Below are 16490 nucleotides of genomic sequence, written 5' to 3' on the forward strand. Positions count from 1 at the left end.
TATTGTCATATATTCTTCACCCACTCTCATCGTACCATATTAACTTTAACAGAACTTGAACAGTAGAGGAAAAGTAAGTACGATCGTTAATCGGACAGCTAAAGCAGAGATGATGCAATAATTATCAGGCTGCTCAGGAGCGTGTTCCACAGTCACACTAATGGAAGTTTGTCCCAAACTTCAGAAAGCTATTGCTAAAGGATAATGAACCTGATATATTGAACTCAACTCATACGTATGAGTGAACGGCAAGCAGGACAACACGAGATGAAAGCGCTAAATCACCTGCAGTAGTAGTCTTGAGCAGAATGGACGGTGCAGCCTGGCTGGCCATCCCGTGATTGCGTGTAAGGAGGCAGATATGCTTAACAAGCATGACAGTGTCCCACTGTACATCCAACTGCAGAACATTATCCGCAGCGATATCATCAATGGGAAGTTCAAAGAAGGGGGGATGATTCCTTCTGAGACGGAAATGATGAAGCTGTATCAGGTCACAAGGACCACGATCCGTAAGGCAATTGACGGTCTCGTCGATGAAGCCCTTCTGGTGAAGATGCATGGCAAGGGCACGATGGTGTGCCTGCGGGAGATGAAGCATAATATCTGGAACTTCAGCGGGTTTACCGAATCAGCGCGGAAGAAGAATGAAATTCCCGTCTCGCGTGTGCTGAAGCAGGAGATTATCAGCCTGGAAGGCAGCTCTTACATGCATTTGGTTCGGCTCCGCGGGACGCGCAGGGAGAGCAGTATTAAGTGGCTGACCTTGGACACTTCCTATGTTCCGTTGGCTCTATTTCCGGATATCGATCAATATGATTTCTCCGAGCAGTCCCTGTACCAGATTATGAATCAACGCTACAGTATTTACCCGCAGAATGCAGCGCTGGCCATTCATCCCATTAACAGCAGCAAGCGAACAAGACAGCTGTTTGAATATGAGGGGGATTTCCCGTTGATCATGACCAAGGGAAGCGTATTGGATGAGAAGGGAATCGAAGTGGAAAAGGTAGAGGTTATCTACGGGCCGAGTGTCGAGTTCAAAGTGGTTACCCATATTTAATCGCCGAGTGATCTCGGCTTTATTTTAAGATCGACTCATACGTACAACCGTATGTGTATAAATTTAAAGATAGGAGACAGATTTTATGAAGAACAAAATTCTAGGTGCATTATACGGGATGGCTATTGGTGATGCGATGGGGATGCCATCGGAGCTGTGGGGCAGAAACAAGGTGAAGGCGTATTTTGGAACCATAACCGATTTTCTGGATGGCCCTAAGGAAAATGATGTGGCATGCAACTTTACCCGTGGTCAATTTACGGATGACACCTCACAGGCTTTGCTAATCCTGGATGCTCTTATTGAAAGCGATTTCGTCCCGGAGACGGCTGTGATTGGCCGGCACTTGCTGGAATGGGCCGATAGGCTGAATGCTTTTGAGAACAACATTCTTGGGCCAAGCTCCAAGGCTGCGCTGCTCGCCCTAAAGGCAGGTAAGGATGCGACGGAATTCACTTCCAAAGCCGAAACGAATGGAGCCGCGATGCGGATTGCTCCTGTCGGAGGACTATTCTTGCCAGCAGAGGTTCAGAAGTTATCCAAATTCGTGTACGACATCAGCAAGGTGACGCATTCTACGGATGTAGCTGTAGGTGGAGCGGCAATGGTTGCCGCAGCAGTAGGAGCCGCCATAGTCGACAAGTCCTGGGAGGATATTATGGCCCATGCGGTATTGGCCTACTTGGAAACGAAGGATTACGGTGCAGAGACGTACAGCGCATCGCTCCCTGCGCGGCTGAAGCTCGCACTGGAATACGCGGAGAAGTACGAAGGTCAGGACGAAAGATTCCTGCAGGTCATTTACGATGTCATCGGCAGCGGCGTAATCACCAGCGAATCAGTTCCAGCAGCGCTTGCTATTGCGTATTACGCCAAGGAACCGCAACGATGCAGCCTATTGTGTGCAAATTTGGGCGGTGACACAGATACCATCGGTGCGATGGCAACTGCCATCTGTGGTGCCAAATCGGGAGCAGATGCCATTGATCCCTCATGGAGAGCATTGATCGACGAGGCCAATGGTGTGAATCTCAGTCAGTATGCCGATCATATTCTTGCGTTCAGAACACAGCATTAATTCATTCTGATTCATTATAGGGGGAAGAAGAACATGTCCAATTCGAAGTCTGAACTGTTTATCCCGTCTGATGAAAGAACCGGAAGTCCCAAGGAACTTTTTTTCATCTGGTTTGCTGGCAATATTGGAATTCTGGGTGTAGTTTATGGCGCACTTATTGTGAGTTATCATCTGAGCTTTATCCAGTCCGTACTGGCGGCAGCCGCAGGTGCATTGTCGTTTGCTCTTGTGGGTTATCTAAGTCTGTCAGGTCTCAAGTCAGGCGGAACCACCTTCGTGCTGTCTAGAGCAGTCTTTGGCGTCAAGGGAAACTATATTCCGAATCTGCTCGGTTGGCTTAGTCTAATAGGCTGGTTAGCAGTGAACGTGATTACGGGAACGCTTACCCTAATGTCACTGTTCGGGCTGTTTGGTATCGGTCAATCAGCAGTATTGACGGTGATAAGTCTGGCGTTGTTCGTGGTGCTGATTCTAACATCGAATCTCTTTGGGCAAAATGTCCTGGTCAAAGTACAGACCTTCTTCACCTATGTGTTCGGGGCATTAACCTTCCTGATCCTGGTTATTCTCATTCCCCAGACAGACTGGACAGCGTTGTTCAAGATGAGCAACGGTAACTGGCTGAATGGTTTTCTGCCGGCGCTCTCCATCATCATTGCAGGAACGGGAATCAGTTGGTCCATTGCTTCCGCTGACTACAGCGCTTATCAGAACCCGGCCAATTCCGGCAAAAAGGTATTCGCAGGTGTGACTATCGGCGCCTTTATACCACTGTTCTTCATCATGGGCGTGGGGATTCTGCTCAGTACTTCTGTGCCGGATCTGGTATCCGCTTCCAACCCAATCCAGGCCATTGGAAATGCGCTTCCGAAATGGATGACAGTCGTCTACTTCATTACAGCGCTTGGCGGCCTGATTCCGCAATGTATCATCAGCTTGAAATCGGCTCGTGTCAACATGGAGACGCTGAACATCAAGGTTAGCGATAAAACCGCTATCGCGATTCACGCGCTAATTATGATCCTTATTCCGGTCTACGTCCTGTTTATTTCAGAGGATTTCCTGATGAACTTCCAGCTGTTCCTCGGTATTCTCGGCATTGGCCTGGCAGCCTGGGCGGCGACCTTTATGTTCGACTATGTGCTGTTGAGAAGCAAGACTGGCTATGACGCAGGATTGATGGACAATGCTACAGGCAGGGCATTTAATTATAATGGCGTAATCAGCTGGATTATCGGTGTAGTTACAGGTTTTCTGTTCACTAACTCGCCGTTCTTCAGCGGCCCGTTTGCCACAGGAATTTTTAAGGATAGCAGCCTAGGGGTGCTGCTGGCCTTTGCGGCAAGTGCTGTGACAACCATCATCTTGAGTCAGGCGAATAGAAAGTCCATGCAAGGAGGAGTATCCCATGAGTGAAAATATTCTGGATCGTGTAAAATCCGATAAAAGCCGCAGAATCCTCGTGATCGGTGCAGCTGTAGTGGATGTGATCATCCAGCTTGACAGACTGCCAAGAACGGCTGAGGATGTCATGGCCGAGCATAAAGAAACTATTGTGGGTGGCTGCGCCTACAATGTGTCCAATATCCTGAACCAGCTACATGTGAATTACAGTCTGTTCGCCCCGGTGGGACAAGGAAGCTATGGCGATATCGTCAAGGCCCAGCTGCAAAAGGACGGCGTACCCGTGCTCCTGGAGGACTTGTCCGGAGATAACGGTTGGAACCTTTCCATCGTAGAGCATGATGGTGAGCGGACTTTCATCACTATTCCTGGAATCGAAACACGATGGGCTGCACACTGGTTCGAGACAATTGATCTCGCTAGCTATGACTATATCTACGTTAGCGGTTACGAATTGGAAGGACCATCAGGCCCTACTATTTTGGATGCTCTGAGCCAGCGCAAGTCAACCGGGAAAATTGTCTTCGATCCAGGTCCGCGCGGTGAATTCCTGGAGCCATCGATTCTGGAAAGAATCTTTAGCATGGGTACGATTGTGCATGCTAATAAGAACGAGATCCAGGCCATCATGCAGGAGAATGATGTTAAGGAAGCAGCAGCCAAGCTGACCCAACGGACTGGTGAGGCGGTCGTAGTCACCTTGGGTGGAGAAGGCACCCTGTACTGTTCACGTGACGAAGAGGGGATCGCCGAGACGGAGCCGGTGAAGGTTGTGGATACGATCGGTGCAGGCGATTCGCATACCGGTGCTTTTATCACGGGACTTGCCAGAGGCTATTCTCTACAGCAGGCCTGTGAGCTGGGGAATGTTATAGCCGGTAAAGTAGTCCAGCAGCAGGGCGGGCGGCTGCAATTGTAAAGGCTGAACACCGCGCGCCGGGAGCCGCATGCGATGCGGAAAAACATCTTTGAAAAATCCGGCTGGAGCCTATCGCTGATCCAGCCGGATTTTTACGTATATAGCGTTACTTTTCCGTGTACAATTGGGTAAACTTTAAGTACAAGGCTTGTTTATCATTCGCATATAACTGGGCAAAGGAGAGCGAAGATGAGAAATGCGGTAGCGATCTGGGCGGGGAATTTCAATTCTGAAGAAGAACTTATGGCCTATACAGAGGGTTCCTCTGGTGATGGGGTGACCGGGGGTAATTTTATAGACGAAGCAGGAATAGAGGGTTTGGATCAGGATTTTATGGAACGGCATTTTGTGAGAAACGGGGAAGAGCGGCGGAGTTTGATGACCTACTTGCGGCATGAGTACATAGAGGATAGTGAGTTCGCGGAACAATTGCCAGCTGACCTGGAAGCCCGCCTCGCCCCTTACAATTCGGTGGTGATGGTTTACGGCAATGATTCTCCCTATGGTCCAGTGAATGAGATGCTGCTGGACAACGTCTCTTCGAATACTATTGCGGCATCGTTTCCGATGATTCTCATAGCCCGTGTGGAGTATGAGTCACTTGGGAGGTAGCAATGAAAAACAGGCTTGCCGCGGGTCTTGTTACCCGACGGGAAGCCTGTTACGTTAATCCTGTGAACAACGTTTCACAAGATTATTTCTTTGCTTTAAGTCCCATAGAATCCATCAGCTTGTGGAATACTTCAGTATTCTCGTAGATGCCTGTGAAGAGATTCGCATTTCTGCCCATAGCTGTGATAGGGATATCTACCGCTGTGTGTCCAGAGGTTGTCCAGTCTACCACAAAGTTTGCTTTGGAATTGGCAATAGCGAATGGTCCGTCTTCCTTGGAGATGCCATCGCCGGACTCGTCGCCGTCGTTCACTTCTTCAATCGAGAAGCCGCCGGTTTCATGGTCAGCTAGTACGAGAACCAGCGTATCCGGGTTCTTCTTGGCAAAGTCTTTGGCGACTTGAACCGCTTTATCCAGCTCTTGACCGGATTTAATCGTCATTTTGGCATTGTTTTGGTGTGCGAATTCGTCGGTACCCTCTTCTTCAACCATCAGGAAGAAGCCATTTTTATTTTTAGAAAGGGTGTCGATGGCTTTCGTGGTCATTTCTTTAAGCGAGACGACAGGGTTATAGATATCGCCTTCACCTTCAGGCTTTTGCTGGAACATTTCTTCATTAGCGAACAGTCCGAGCAGCTTGCCGTTCTTTGCATTTTGCAGTTCTGTTTTGGAAGATACGTAGTTATAGCCTAGTTGCTTGGCTTTTTCTACGAGATTTCCTTGCGTGCCTTTGCTCTTCTCGGAAGGATCTTCCGCAGGCTCATCCTGGAATTTACCCGGGTTGCCCGCTGGATACCAGAAATCCTCGCCTCCACCAAGCAGCACATCGACTTTACTCTTCGTCAGTAGTTGCAGTGCGATGTCGCTTTGCTTAGAACGGTCTTCTACGTGCGCTCCAAAAGCAGCTCCGGTGGCATCCGTAATCTGACTGGTCGTAACCACGCCAGTGGATTTACCAGCTTCTTTGGCATATTCCATAATAGTAGGTACCGATTTCTTGTTGGCATCCATGCCGATGGCACCGTTGTAAGTCTTCACACCACTGGCATAAGCTGTGGCAGACGCCGCCGAATCCGTAACTGGAACGGTGGAGCTTGTATGGATCAGACCCGCGTAGGGCATGGAATCCATAGCAAGGTTGCCTTTTTCACCAACAGTGGCTAACCGGATGGCATTTCGTTGTGCTGTCCCCATTCCGTCACCGACAAACAGAATAACATTTTTAGTCTTGGAAGGAGCGGCGTCCGCACGATTGGTGACTTGTGCAGTTATTACGCTTGAAGCGAACAGGGCAGTTGCCGCGGTGGCTACAACGGCAGTCTTGATTCCGTACTTTTTCGGTGATTTCATATGTTCCCTCCTAATGTTTGTACTACCAAACAAATCATAAAGAACTTAGATTATGAGAGTGTTTTCGGAATATGTAAATAATATTAACTTCCATAGGAAAGCTAGCACCGGAACATCGACTGTTGATAGATTTCAACAATAGCGGTATATTTCTTCACCAGTCGACTTAATAGTGAAAGAAGAAGGGACACCTCCTCAACTAACGGCATTTTTGTACCTTATTTTTCTTTAAAATAAGAAAATGAGGTAAATAAGGACATTGTTGTATCTTATTTTTCGAAAAAACACACTTAGTGGGGTATTTTGGAAGATTTAAGGTACAATATTGCACTTAATCTCCACTAACCCTTAGTTGCAAAAGATTTAAGATACAAAAATGCCGTTAATTAGGCTTCGATGCTACTTATATAGGCACATGTTCAGAAATCGAATGATGAGAAAAATTCTTCAACTACAAGTGTACGTTCAGTATAATAAAAGAAACTATTATCTTTTTTTGCAGGAAGGGAAGAACAACGTGAGCAGACAACAGGTGTTTACAGGTTCCCCTTGGGAACCGGTCGTAGGATATTGCCGCGCCATTCGTGTGGGTAACATGATTGAGGTCGCAGGCACAACAGCGATGCAAGATGGGGAAGTTATCGGCCTAGGAGATCCTTATGCACAAACGAAGTTTATTTTGGAAACCATTGAAAAGGCTTTGAACGAGTTGGGAGCTGACCTAACGCATGTAGTACGAACCCGAATGTTTGTTACGGACATCTCCAGATGGGAAGAAATCGGGAAAGCGCACGGTGAATTCTTTAAAGAGATTCAGCCGGTAGCAAGCATGCTGGAGGTAAAGGCGTTAATAGACCCGCGTCTCCTGATCGAAATAGAAGCGGAAGCCATCATTGATTAGAATCGGGCCAAGGGATTTGAAAAAAACGATGATATTAAACATAGGGGCTATTCCGGAAGTAGATTTTTCTACGGAGGGATAAGCCCCTGTTTTTTTAAATAGTATGATAGTAGTCCCTCTTTGCTAACGGTTGACATTATTTGGATCAAGGTGTAATCTATTATAGACCGACGGTCGGTCGATCAAGTGAATGGAGGTATCATCCAATGAGAATTACGAAAGAACCTGAAGAACGTAGAAATGAAATTCTGGATACGGCGGAGAAGCTTTTTTATACCAAAGGATATGCCGGAACGACAGTGAACGATATATTGCAGGAAATCGGGATCGCCAAAGGCACCTTTTATTATTATTTTAAATCCAAGGAAGAGGTTATGGATGCGGTGGTTATGCGTTTCATCGAGGCAGGGGTGACATCAGCCAAGCAGATTGCAGGCAATCCCGATCTGACTGTCCATGAGAAGCTGTTGTCCATTATTATGGCCCAGAAGCCAGAAGATGACCGAAAGGAACAAATGATTGAGCAGTTTCACCAGCCGGACAATGCCCAGATTCACCAGAAAAGCCTGGCCCAGACCATTCTTCACCTGACACCTGTGTTAACAGAGGTCATAGAGCAAGGAATACGGGAAAATCTGTTCCATACACCGTATCCCAAGGAATCGGTAGAGTTCCTATTGACCACCTCGGAGTTTCTGTTCGATGAAGGGATCTTCCGCTGGCAGCCGGAGGAGATCGCGCAGAAGATTGGAGCGTTCATCTATATCATGGAGACGATGCTGGGGGCGGATAAAGGCAGCTTCTCTTATGTAGCGCAGATGTTTGCACAACGGCCCAAAGGATGAGGAGATGAGAAAGTATGGGGAGAGCAAGCCATAAGTCGTTTAGACCCTTTCTGATCCTGTGGACGGGGGAGTGGATTTCCAGTATTGGCAGCGGTCTGACTGCCTTTGCACTCGGTGTTTATGTCTATCAAATGACTGGTACAGCCACCAGTGTAGCGTTGGTGACGCTTTGTGCTTTTCTCCCGTCTATCTTGCTTGGACCGATCGGCGGGGTGCTCGCAGACCGATTTGACCGCAGACTGCTCATGTTGCTGGGCGATCTGTTCTCTGCTGTTGGCCTTGTCTTTATTCTAGTGGCGATGCTGGTGGGTGATCCGCCGCTATGGCAGATCTGTGTGGGTGTAGCCTTTAGTTCAATCTTTGTTTCTCTGCTTGATCCCGCTTACAAAGCGACGATCACGGACCTTTTGACCGAAGAGCAATTTGCCAAGGCCAGTGGTCTGGTCCAGCTTGCGGCATCCTCCAAGTATCTTCTTTCCCCGGTGATCGCCGGAATTCTACTGTCTCTGTTTGATATCAAGGTCGTGCTGTTGATCGACATCTTCACGTTTCTAGTGACGTTTCTGACGATACTGGCTGTGAAAAGAACCCTCGGGACAACCCTCCATGTCAAGGAACCATCGTCTTTTGTCAAGGAACTGAAGGAGGGATGGAGTGTCTTGACTTCCACCAAGGGCGTGCTCTCTCTGACCTTTATTCTGTCGATGGTAACCTTCTACATTGGTTTTCTCCAGACTTTATTTACTCCCATGCTTTTACCTCTCACAGATTCAGGAACACTTGGTACGGTAATGTCTGTAAGTGCCATCGGAATGCTGGTCGGAAGTCTGATCATCGGGATCTTCAGTATGAAGAGCAACTATATCCAGCTGCTGGGGATCGGGCTGGGGGTAGCCGGGTGGTTCTACGCTGCGGTGGGTTTGACGACGAACATTTATTTTATCGCTGGAGCGGCCTTTCTCTTCTTCGCAGCTATTCCCTTCATTAATACAAGTGCTGATGTAATGATCCGCTCGAATATTCCGAATGAAGCTCAGGGCCGGGCCTGGGGGATTATTGGCATCTTGTCACAGCTAGGTTATGTGGCAGCTTACGCGCTGGCCGGAGTGCTGGCGGATCGTATCTTCAACCCGATGTTATGGGAAGGGGGATTCCTGGTTACTACGGTCGGGAGAGTGATAGGTATTGGGGAAGGACGGGGGATCGGTCTGTTATTTATCGTGTGCGGCTTGCTGATTGTTGTCCTTGCCTTCTTGATTCCCAGTATTAAATCTATCACTTCACTGGAGAAGCCATAGCTGATTTTATTCAAAGAGAGGAGGGGATATGGAGACATGCTGTTGAAGATTGCGATAAAAGATTTTCAGCGTAATAAAATTGTGACAATCGGACTCTTCCTGTTCATTATGCTATCGGCCTTACTTGTGGCCAGTGCGTCCCATATCATCATGGAGTTATCGGGGTCTTTGAACAATTTGCTGCTTAAATCGAACGCTCCCCACTTTGTTCAGATGCACCAAGGTCCAATCAATCACACAGTGATCCAAAGATTCGTATCGGCCAATCCCATAGTGAAGAAACAGCAGACGGTAGAGATGTTGCGTATAGACGGCTCGAATATCACGCTAGGCAATCAATCCAAGACAGAACTCAATAGTGTGATGGATATTGGCTTTGTGAGACAGAATCTATCGTTTGATTTCTTGCTCAATTTGGAGAATGAGGTGATTCAGCTGTCAGAGGGCGAAATCGCTGTTCCCATCTACTACAGACAGCAGAACCATTTGAGTATTGGAGATCCCGTCACCATAACTGCTGGGACCAGGGAGTCTACGTTCACCATCGTTGATTTCGTTCGTGATGTACAGATGAATCCGGCCCTTGTTAGCTCCAAGCGTTTTGTAGTGAGCGATAGAGACTATACAGTTCTTAAGAGATTCTTCAAGGATTCTGAATATTTGATCGAGTTCCAACTCACCGACCAGAGCAAGCTCAGTGAATTTCAGAGGGCTTATGAGGCTTCAGGACTACCTGCTAAAGGTCCGACGGTCGACTATGCATTATTCAAGATGCTGAATGCCTTGACCGATGGTGCAATTGCACTTGTTATTATTCTAGCCAGTATTCTGCTAATGATTATTGCCCTGTTATGCCTTAGGTTCACGATGATTGCCGCGTTAGAGGAGGATTACAGGGAGCTTGGAGTCATGAAGGCCATCGGGATTCCACAGTCTGAGATCAGAGCTATTTATATGGCAAAATACGTCGTCATGGCAGCATCGTCTTCGCTGCTGGGATACTTGGCCTCTTTAGCTGTGATGAGGATTTTTACAGCCAACATTAGCCTGTATTTGGGAACAGCTTCATCAAGCTTGCTGCAGCATCTTGTTCCTGTTCTGGCAGTGGGACTTGTATTTGCCGCAGTTGTATTCTTCTGCAAGCTAATGCTGAGAAGACTGAACGTTATCACAGCGGCCCAGGCATTACGGTCCGGCACTGCCGGGGCGGCTAAGCTTAACACTACTATGTTTCCGCTTAGCTGGCGCAAATGGATGAACGTGAATATTTTTCTCGGGATCAAGGATGTGGTGGGACGCTTCAAAATGTACGGATTATTGCTCTCTATTCTTATGATCTGTACGTTCATCATCATTGTGCCAGTGAATCTGCTGCATACACTTCAGTCCCCGCAGTTCATTACCTATATGGGTATTGGGCAGAGCGATATTCGGATCGACCTGCAGCAATCGGGACCTACCGAGCGCAAGTTTGAATCTATGCTAAGAACACTTGAAAAGGATCAAGACATCGAGAAGTTTTCTCCACTGGTGACCTCACGTTTTAAGGTGCTGGGTAGTGATGGGGTATGGGAGAGCTTAAATGTTGAGAGTGGGGATTTCTCCATCTTCCCATTGTCTTACATTGAAGGTATGGCTCCCGAAAAGCGTAATGAAATTGCGCTTTCGGATCTGAACGCCAGAGACCTGGACAAAGGGTTAGGGGAAGAACTGCTATTGGTCGTGAGTGGAACCCAAGTAAAAATGACCGTCAGCGGAATCTATCAGGATATCACGAACGGTGGCCGAACGGCAAAAGCGCGACTGCCCTACGATCCTAAGACTGCTATGTGGTATGTAGTGGCTATAGATGTCAAGCCGGGTGTTGGGGTGAGCGCGAAGGTGGATCAATATGCCAAACTCTTTTACCCTGCTAAAATCACGCATCTGGACAGCTATCTGTCCCAGACCCTAGGGAGTATGATTGCACAACTTCAGCTCGTAACTATCCTGATTATTGCCGTTTCCTTAGCCATTGCCGTGCTGATTACCTCACTGTTTCTAAAAATGCTGTTGGCAAAAGATGCCTCGCAAATCTCCATTCTGCGAAGTATTGGGTTCTCACTCGGGGACATTCGTCATCAGTATCTGGTGCGTATGCTGCTGATAGCAGGACTGGGTATTACTTTGGGAACTATTGCGGCAGGGACCCTTGGACAAGGTGTGGTTCGGGTGATTGGATCGATGATGGGGGCTTCAAAGATTCAGTTTGTGATTCAACCTATGACAGTGTATGGGTGGCTTCCGCTAGTCTTTGTTCTGGTTGTCGGAGTGACAACACTCGTGAGCACAATGTCCATCAAAAAATCCAGTATTGCGGTACAGATGAGTGAATGAGAGGAATAGCGGGATGTACAGGATCAGAGGATAGCGGCCTTACAGAATGAAAGGGGATGGCGAGATGTACATATTAGAAGCCAGCGGATTATCTAAAGCGTATTCCTCAGGACAAGGTGCCAAGCAATTGGTGTTGCGAGAGATACAGCTTCAGATAGCGCAGGGGGAATTCGTGGCGGTTATGGGGCCTTCCGGGTCTGGCAAATCCACGTTACTGTATACGATCAGCGGTATGGATGGAATCAGTGCGGGACGGGTGGTTTTTAAGGGGCGGGAGATCAGCGGCCTTGCCAAGGAGGAGCTGGCGGAACTCCGGCTGCACGAGATGGGATTTATTTTTCAGCAGATGCATCTGTTAAAAAACCTGAATATCCGTGATAATATCATCCTGCCTGCTTACCGGGCGAACAAAAATAGACGTGCAAGTATCAATAAAAAAGCCGCTGATTTAATGAAAAGAACCGGCATTGCCGCACTGGCAGAACGCGATATCACGCAGGTATCAGGAGGTCAGATGCAGCGGGCAGCCATCTGCCGGGCCCTGATCAACGAGCCGGATATCCTCTTCGGCGATGAGCCAACAGGTGCGCTGAACTCCAAGGCAGCCGCAGAGATTATGGAGATTATCGCCGAGATCCACCGGACAGGAACAACGATTCTACTGGTCACGCATGATACCAAGGTTGCTGCCGAGGCAGAACGAGTGCTGTACATGCTCGATGGCAGCATTGCTGCAGAACACCGGCTTGGCAGGTACGAGAAGAGGAACAATGACCTTAAGGCGCGGGAAGAGAAGTTGACTGCCTGGCTGATGAACATGGGCTTTTGAACATTTGATTATTGCAGAAGATCGTGGAGGGGCGGTAAGGTAGGTGGAATGGAGGGGGCTTTGGACTGTAGCGACCGGGCTTTATTCCGCTTTGAAAATACTCTGCCTGTCAATATTGAGCTGTGCAGAGGTGAGATGAATCGCGCCTTCTTCCACAGAGGATAGAACCCCGGCTATACATACCGGCCAGAATACCATTGGATTCTGCAGGATGAGGTAGAGTGGCGGTGCTAGAAAAAGAAGCCCCCCAGTCAGCTTGTTTCCCCACGTATGCAACATAACCCATGAATGATATTTGTAAGCTGCGATGATGGCGTTTGCTATACGAATCAGGGCGATGATAATAATCCATGGCAAAAAGACCAGCGTGCCCTGACCAAGCCGGATTGCGGTAAATACGATGATCAATGTATAAAACAGCAAATCCGCTGCCGTATCTAAACGGGCTCCAAATTCACTTTGGGTGCCTGTTTGGCGTGCGATATATCCATCAAGCACATCACTCAGCCCGCAAAGCAGATACAACAACGTGAAGAGCCATACGTGGCTGAAGGAGAACAACATGCACAGCGTGAGAACTATCCGACTTAGTGAAATGAGATTAGCAGTATGCTTCATGCCGCTTAACCTCCTTTTTGGAGAATATGGTTAAGTAACCAACCGGGACCGTTCGAATTATTCTATTTCATGGTCACACGGTTGTCTTCGTAATGATCCTGTGAAGCAGATGAAATTCCAACGTTAAATAGACAAATCTCCACCTGGAAAATCTCATTCTCATAGGAGATATTCCATATCCCGCCGCTTTCATCCACCATCTTTTTAACACTTTTCAAGCCCAGCCCATGGAGTTGCTTATCCTTTTTAGTGGTTGTCAGTTCTCCGAATTGATTTTGGCGTATTTGATGTTGATATGGATTTTGAATTCTAATGAACAATGTCTCATTCAAATAGTGCAGCTGGAATTTGATATAGGGCTTCGTCACACCTTGCTGCTTGGCGGCTTCAATGGCATTGTCGAGCGTATTTCCCAAAATAATGCTGAGCGTGTTGGTCTCCAAATCCAGATGGGGCGGAATGCGGATGTCGGGTTCAAAAGCAATGCCCAGCTTCTCGGCTACTTGCTGTTTGTAATTGACAATGGAGTCGATCAGGATGGTCCCGGTGTTGCAGCATCCGGGTGTATCTTCTATGCGCTCCAGAAGCTTTTCTACCTCGCTGAGTCCTGCTCTTTTCTCCCCGGATTGCAGCTGCGACCGTAGGCCCAGTAAAATATTTTTGAAGTCATGTTGAAAGGCAAAGACTTCTTCCTGTCGTTCTTTTGTAAGCAGATACTGATTGATATAATAAATATTTTGTTGTTCCAGTAGCGAGTTTTTGTGTTGCGCCGATTGAATGGTGAGCACCCTATCGCATAAAAGGATCATCAAGAACTGAATGGCCAGCATGCCACTGGAAAAAATCGAGTACAAGACAGGGGAGCCGTGGTAGGTCAGGTTACTCGTCAATCCCGTAATTCCAAGGATACCAATGAATGGGAAACAGAATAGTCCGACCCAATACCAGGGACTTAGATCGCCCTTGCCAAAAGCTCTAGTAAAGTGAAGCGTCATCCGGACCAATAAAAACATCATCATTTTCGACAGAAACAGCGAGAGGATATAACCACCCGAATTCTGAATGACACCTATGGCAACATCCGTAAGTAGAATGAGGGAGACGATGAATAAACCGGCGCCGATGCGCCATTTTGCCTGACCATGGTAGAGAAAGGACAGAAGTATAATAGAGCCTGCATTGAGTGCAAGCATCCAGATGCCGGGTAATGAACTGAAGTGCAGCAGAGTTACGAAAATATAATAGATTGTGTAAATCGCAGCGAGGTACAGTTTGGATTCCACGCGGCAGGTGAAGTAGTGGCTGTAAAAATAATGAATAATAAACGGGAGAGCGATCAGCGTAATTTCATAAAAAAACTCATCCAGAACGATACTATTCAATCAGACTCCCCCTGAACTTCAAATAGCTCTTTTTCACTGCGGCAGCTTGTTTTTCGCTAATGGGTAATTCTTCTCCGCTGGTTAAGATCATTCTTCTAGCCAGGATTTGCTTTACATAAAAGAAATTCACAAGATACGACTGGTGTATGCGAACGAACTGCTCGGAGGGAAGCTTACTTTCTTCTACGGATAATGTACTGTAGTATTCCAATTGTTCGTCGGTGGTTCGCAGAATAACTTTGCGGCGATCACTTGCCAGATACATGATATTACGGATCGGAACGAGCGTTTCAATCCCTTTTTGGTTAATAGGCAGCAATCTTGGCTTACTTCGCTGGCGTTTGCGCTTGATGTTCTGAATTAAGGAGATCAGCTTCTGTTCGAAGGACGCTTGGTGCAAGGGCTTCTTGAGAAAGCCTGAGGGCTGTACATCAAACAGCTGCACATGATACTCTTCGTGGCTGGACACATAAACAAGCTGCACCCTGTCGTTATCATAATCTGCCCGCAAAATATGCCCCGCAGTAACTCCGCTAATCCCTTCCATTTCGATATCCATAAATACAAGATCAAAGTGACAGCTGTGTTGAATGGCTTTCGTGAAGCTTTCACCTGAATAGAAGATGGAGACATCGAGCTTTTCGGTTCGAGATATGGAGCTATTAAGGATCATGTCCTCCAGCTGTTCCGTTGTTGGTTTGTCATCATCACAGATGGCGATATGTATCATGTAACTCTTCCCCTTTGGCTATATACGTTAATCATACATTATTTAGGAGATCAGGCAACGGCAGAAGTTACAATAACTCTCCTGTTTATTACGTCTGCCGTTGGATAGCACACTAAACATGGTAGATTCATATCCATGCGCAGCAGACCAAACCTCAGAGGAGCGATGGAATGAATACTACTATCTTTCAAGCGGAAGGATTAACCAAGCATTATGGGAATCCAGCGGCACTCGAGAATATCAACATGGTAATTGCAGAGGGTGATATTTATGGTTTTGTTGGTGAGAATGGGGCCGGTAAAACTACTCTAATGAAAGTGATCAGCGGATTAATCCATCCGACTCAGGGGTCTATTACGCTGATGGGGCGAAGCAAAAGGAGGGAGCTGGCGCAGGCCCGAAAACAAATAGGCGTTCTGATTGAGCACCCGGCTCTTTATCCACATATGAATGGTGAAGAGAACTTGAGCTTCTATAGCAGGATTCATGGAATATCGGATGCTCATAGAGTTGAAGAGGTGTTGGGTCTGGTCGGATTGACTGACAATCGTAAGAAGAACACCTCAGAATACTCTCTTGGAATGAAGCAGCGGCTGGGGCTGGCTGTCGCGTTGCTTCACGCACCGAAATTTCTGATGCTGGACGAGCCAATGAATGGGCTTGATCCTGGCGGAATCGTTGAGATGAGACACGTATTAACGAGACTAGTTAAGGAGCAAGGCGTAACGATCCTGATCTCCAGTCATATTCTGAGCGAACTGCAGCTGATCGCTACCAAATTCGGGTTTATACATAAAGGCAGACTCATTAAGGAGGTCTTAGCTGAAGAGCTTTTGCAATCGGCAAAGACAGAGATATGTATTCAAACTCCAGAGGCAGACGCTGCAATACATGTGCTGGAAAATGAGCTAAATATCCATTCATTCATACGGTCGGTTGCTAACGAAATCCGGGTTCCCAAGTCTGCTGCGGATCTGGAGCAGCTCATGACGGTATTCATAGAGCAAGGGATACCCATTGAGGGAATCCACTTGTCTGCTGCGAGTCTTGAGCATTATTACATGGATCTGATAGGAGGATGAAT

General features: G+C 47.4%; 15 protein-coding genes. 11 read left to right on the forward strand and 4 right to left on the reverse strand.

What is annotated here, in order from left to right; translation table 11 throughout:
• Positions 1 to 361 precede the first annotated feature (361 nt).
• The 5 genes from ACFVU8_RS01120 to ACFVU8_RS01140 all read left to right on the forward strand — a co-directional run bounded on the left by ACFVU8_RS01120 (position 362) and on the right by ACFVU8_RS01140 (position 5076).
• Positions 362 to 1063, forward strand: a complete 702-nt coding sequence (locus ACFVU8_RS01120; RefSeq protein WP_387425560.1) for a GntR family transcriptional regulator — start codon at positions 362 to 364, stop codon at positions 1061 to 1063.
• 85 nt (positions 1064 to 1148) lie between these two features.
• Positions 1149 to 2141 (forward strand): ADP-ribosylglycohydrolase family protein, encoded by a 993-nt coding sequence (locus ACFVU8_RS01125; RefSeq protein ID WP_387425561.1) that lies wholly within the window; start codon positions 1149 to 1151, stop codon positions 2139 to 2141.
• A 33-nt stretch (positions 2142 to 2174) separates the two neighbouring features.
• On the forward strand, positions 2175 to 3557 hold the full coding sequence (locus tag ACFVU8_RS01130) for a purine-cytosine permease family protein (protein WP_387425562.1): 1383 nt from the start codon (positions 2175 to 2177) through the stop codon (positions 3555 to 3557).
• Complete coding sequence (locus ACFVU8_RS01135) at positions 3550 to 4464, forward strand: PfkB family carbohydrate kinase (protein ID WP_387425563.1); 915 nt, start codon at positions 3550 to 3552, stop codon at positions 4462 to 4464. Before ACFVU8_RS01130 ends, ACFVU8_RS01135 begins: the two co-directional genes overlap by 8 nt.
• A gap of 189 nt (positions 4465 to 4653) precedes the next feature.
• Positions 4654 to 5076 carry an immunity 22 family protein gene (locus ACFVU8_RS01140; protein ID WP_387425564.1) on the forward strand — a complete coding sequence of 141 codons (423 nt, stop codon included), beginning with the start codon at positions 4654 to 4656 and terminating at the stop codon, positions 5074 to 5076.
• Between the two features lie 82 nt (positions 5077 to 5158).
• Here the strand turns inward: ACFVU8_RS01140 and ACFVU8_RS01145 are convergent, their stop codons facing one another.
• Positions 5159 to 6427: an alkaline phosphatase gene (locus ACFVU8_RS01145; protein ID WP_387425565.1), complete on the reverse strand. Its 1269-nt coding sequence runs from the start codon at positions 6425 to 6427 to the stop codon at positions 5159 to 5161.
• 517 nt (positions 6428 to 6944) lie between these two features.
• Here ACFVU8_RS01145 and ACFVU8_RS01150 point away from each other — a divergent pair.
• The 5 genes from ACFVU8_RS01150 to ACFVU8_RS01170 all read left to right on the forward strand — a co-directional run bounded on the left by ACFVU8_RS01150 (position 6945) and on the right by ACFVU8_RS01170 (position 12676).
• On the forward strand, positions 6945 to 7328 hold the full coding sequence (locus ACFVU8_RS01150; RefSeq protein ID WP_379464536.1) for a RidA family protein: 384 nt from the start codon (positions 6945 to 6947) through the stop codon (positions 7326 to 7328).
• A gap of 206 nt (positions 7329 to 7534) precedes the next feature.
• Entirely contained in the window at positions 7535 to 8173 is a 639-nt protein-coding gene (locus tag ACFVU8_RS01155; protein WP_387425566.1) for a TetR/AcrR family transcriptional regulator, read from the forward strand.
• Between the two features lie 14 nt (positions 8174 to 8187).
• The gene (locus ACFVU8_RS01160) at positions 8188 to 9471 is read left to right on the forward strand and encodes an MFS transporter (RefSeq protein ID WP_387425567.1); all 1284 of its coding nucleotides are present in this window, start codon (positions 8188 to 8190) and stop codon (positions 9469 to 9471) included.
• A gap of 36 nt (positions 9472 to 9507) precedes the next feature.
• Entirely contained in the window at positions 9508 to 11847 is a 2340-nt protein-coding gene (locus ACFVU8_RS01165) for an ABC transporter permease (RefSeq protein ID WP_387425568.1), read from the forward strand.
• Positions 11848 to 11911: 64 nt separating this feature from the next.
• On the forward strand, positions 11912 to 12676 hold the full coding sequence (locus ACFVU8_RS01170) for an ABC transporter ATP-binding protein (protein ID WP_387425569.1): 765 nt from the start codon (positions 11912 to 11914) through the stop codon (positions 12674 to 12676).
• Between the two features lie 81 nt (positions 12677 to 12757).
• On the opposite strand, the gene ACFVU8_RS01175 is transcribed toward ACFVU8_RS01170, so the two are convergent.
• The 3 genes from ACFVU8_RS01175 to ACFVU8_RS01185 all read right to left on the reverse strand — a co-directional run bounded on the left by ACFVU8_RS01175 (position 12758) and on the right by ACFVU8_RS01185 (position 15406).
• Entirely contained in the window at positions 12758 to 13294 is a 537-nt protein-coding gene (locus ACFVU8_RS01175) for a CDP-alcohol phosphatidyltransferase family protein (RefSeq protein WP_387425570.1), read from the reverse strand.
• A 62-nt stretch (positions 13295 to 13356) separates the two neighbouring features.
• Positions 13357 to 14676, reverse strand: a complete 1320-nt coding sequence (locus tag ACFVU8_RS01180) for a GHKL domain-containing protein (RefSeq protein WP_387425571.1) — start codon at positions 14674 to 14676, stop codon at positions 13357 to 13359.
• The gene (locus tag ACFVU8_RS01185; RefSeq protein ID WP_387425572.1) at positions 14669 to 15406 is read right to left on the reverse strand and encodes a LytR/AlgR family response regulator transcription factor; all 738 of its coding nucleotides are present in this window, start codon (positions 15404 to 15406) and stop codon (positions 14669 to 14671) included. Before ACFVU8_RS01185 ends, ACFVU8_RS01180 begins: the two co-directional genes overlap by 8 nt.
• A 170-nt stretch (positions 15407 to 15576) precedes the next feature.
• Between ACFVU8_RS01185 and ACFVU8_RS01190 the strand changes: the two genes are divergently transcribed.
• A complete protein-coding gene (locus ACFVU8_RS01190; protein WP_387425573.1) occupies positions 15577 to 16488 on the forward strand; it encodes an ABC transporter ATP-binding protein in 912 nt (303 codons plus the stop codon).
• Positions 16489 to 16490 lie beyond the last annotated feature (2 nt).

Origin of the sequence: Paenibacillus sp. NPDC058177, assembly GCF_042883835.1 — a bacterium.
In the GTDB taxonomy this organism is placed as follows: domain Bacteria; phylum Bacillota; class Bacilli; order Paenibacillales; family Paenibacillaceae; genus Paenibacillus_AQ; species Paenibacillus_AQ agri.

Bases quoted from the DNA above. Each gene is read 5' to 3' on its own strand.
- ACFVU8_RS01120 (WP_387425560.1), top strand. From the start codon at position 362: ATGCTTAACAAGCATGACAGTGTCCCACTGTACATCCAACTGCAGAAC.
- ACFVU8_RS01125 (WP_387425561.1), top strand. From the start codon at position 1,149: ATGAAGAACAAAATTCTAGGTGCATTATACGGGATGGCTATTGGTGAT.
- ACFVU8_RS01130 (WP_387425562.1), top strand. From the start codon at position 2,175: ATGTCCAATTCGAAGTCTGAACTGTTTATCCCGTCTGATGAAAGAACC.
- ACFVU8_RS01135 (WP_387425563.1), top strand. From the start codon at position 3,550: ATGAGTGAAAATATTCTGGATCGTGTAAAATCCGATAAAAGCCGCAGA.
- ACFVU8_RS01140 (WP_387425564.1), top strand. From the start codon at position 4,654: ATGAGAAATGCGGTAGCGATCTGGGCGGGGAATTTCAATTCTGAAGAA.
- ACFVU8_RS01145 (WP_387425565.1), bottom strand. From the start codon at position 6,427: ATGAAATCACCGAAAAAGTACGGAATCAAGACTGCCGTTGTAGCCACC.
- ACFVU8_RS01155 (WP_387425566.1), top strand. From the start codon at position 7,535: ATGAGAATTACGAAAGAACCTGAAGAACGTAGAAATGAAATTCTGGAT.
- ACFVU8_RS01160 (WP_387425567.1), top strand. From the start codon at position 8,188: ATGGGGAGAGCAAGCCATAAGTCGTTTAGACCCTTTCTGATCCTGTGG.
- ACFVU8_RS01165 (WP_387425568.1), top strand. From the start codon at position 9,508: ATGCTGTTGAAGATTGCGATAAAAGATTTTCAGCGTAATAAAATTGTG.
- ACFVU8_RS01170 (WP_387425569.1), top strand. From the start codon at position 11,912: ATGTACATATTAGAAGCCAGCGGATTATCTAAAGCGTATTCCTCAGGA.
- ACFVU8_RS01175 (WP_387425570.1), bottom strand. From the start codon at position 13,294: ATGAAGCATACTGCTAATCTCATTTCACTAAGTCGGATAGTTCTCACG.
- ACFVU8_RS01185 (WP_387425572.1), bottom strand. From the start codon at position 15,406: ATGATACATATCGCCATCTGTGATGATGACAAACCAACAACGGAACAG.
- ACFVU8_RS01190 (WP_387425573.1), top strand. From the start codon at position 15,577: ATGAATACTACTATCTTTCAAGCGGAAGGATTAACCAAGCATTATGGG.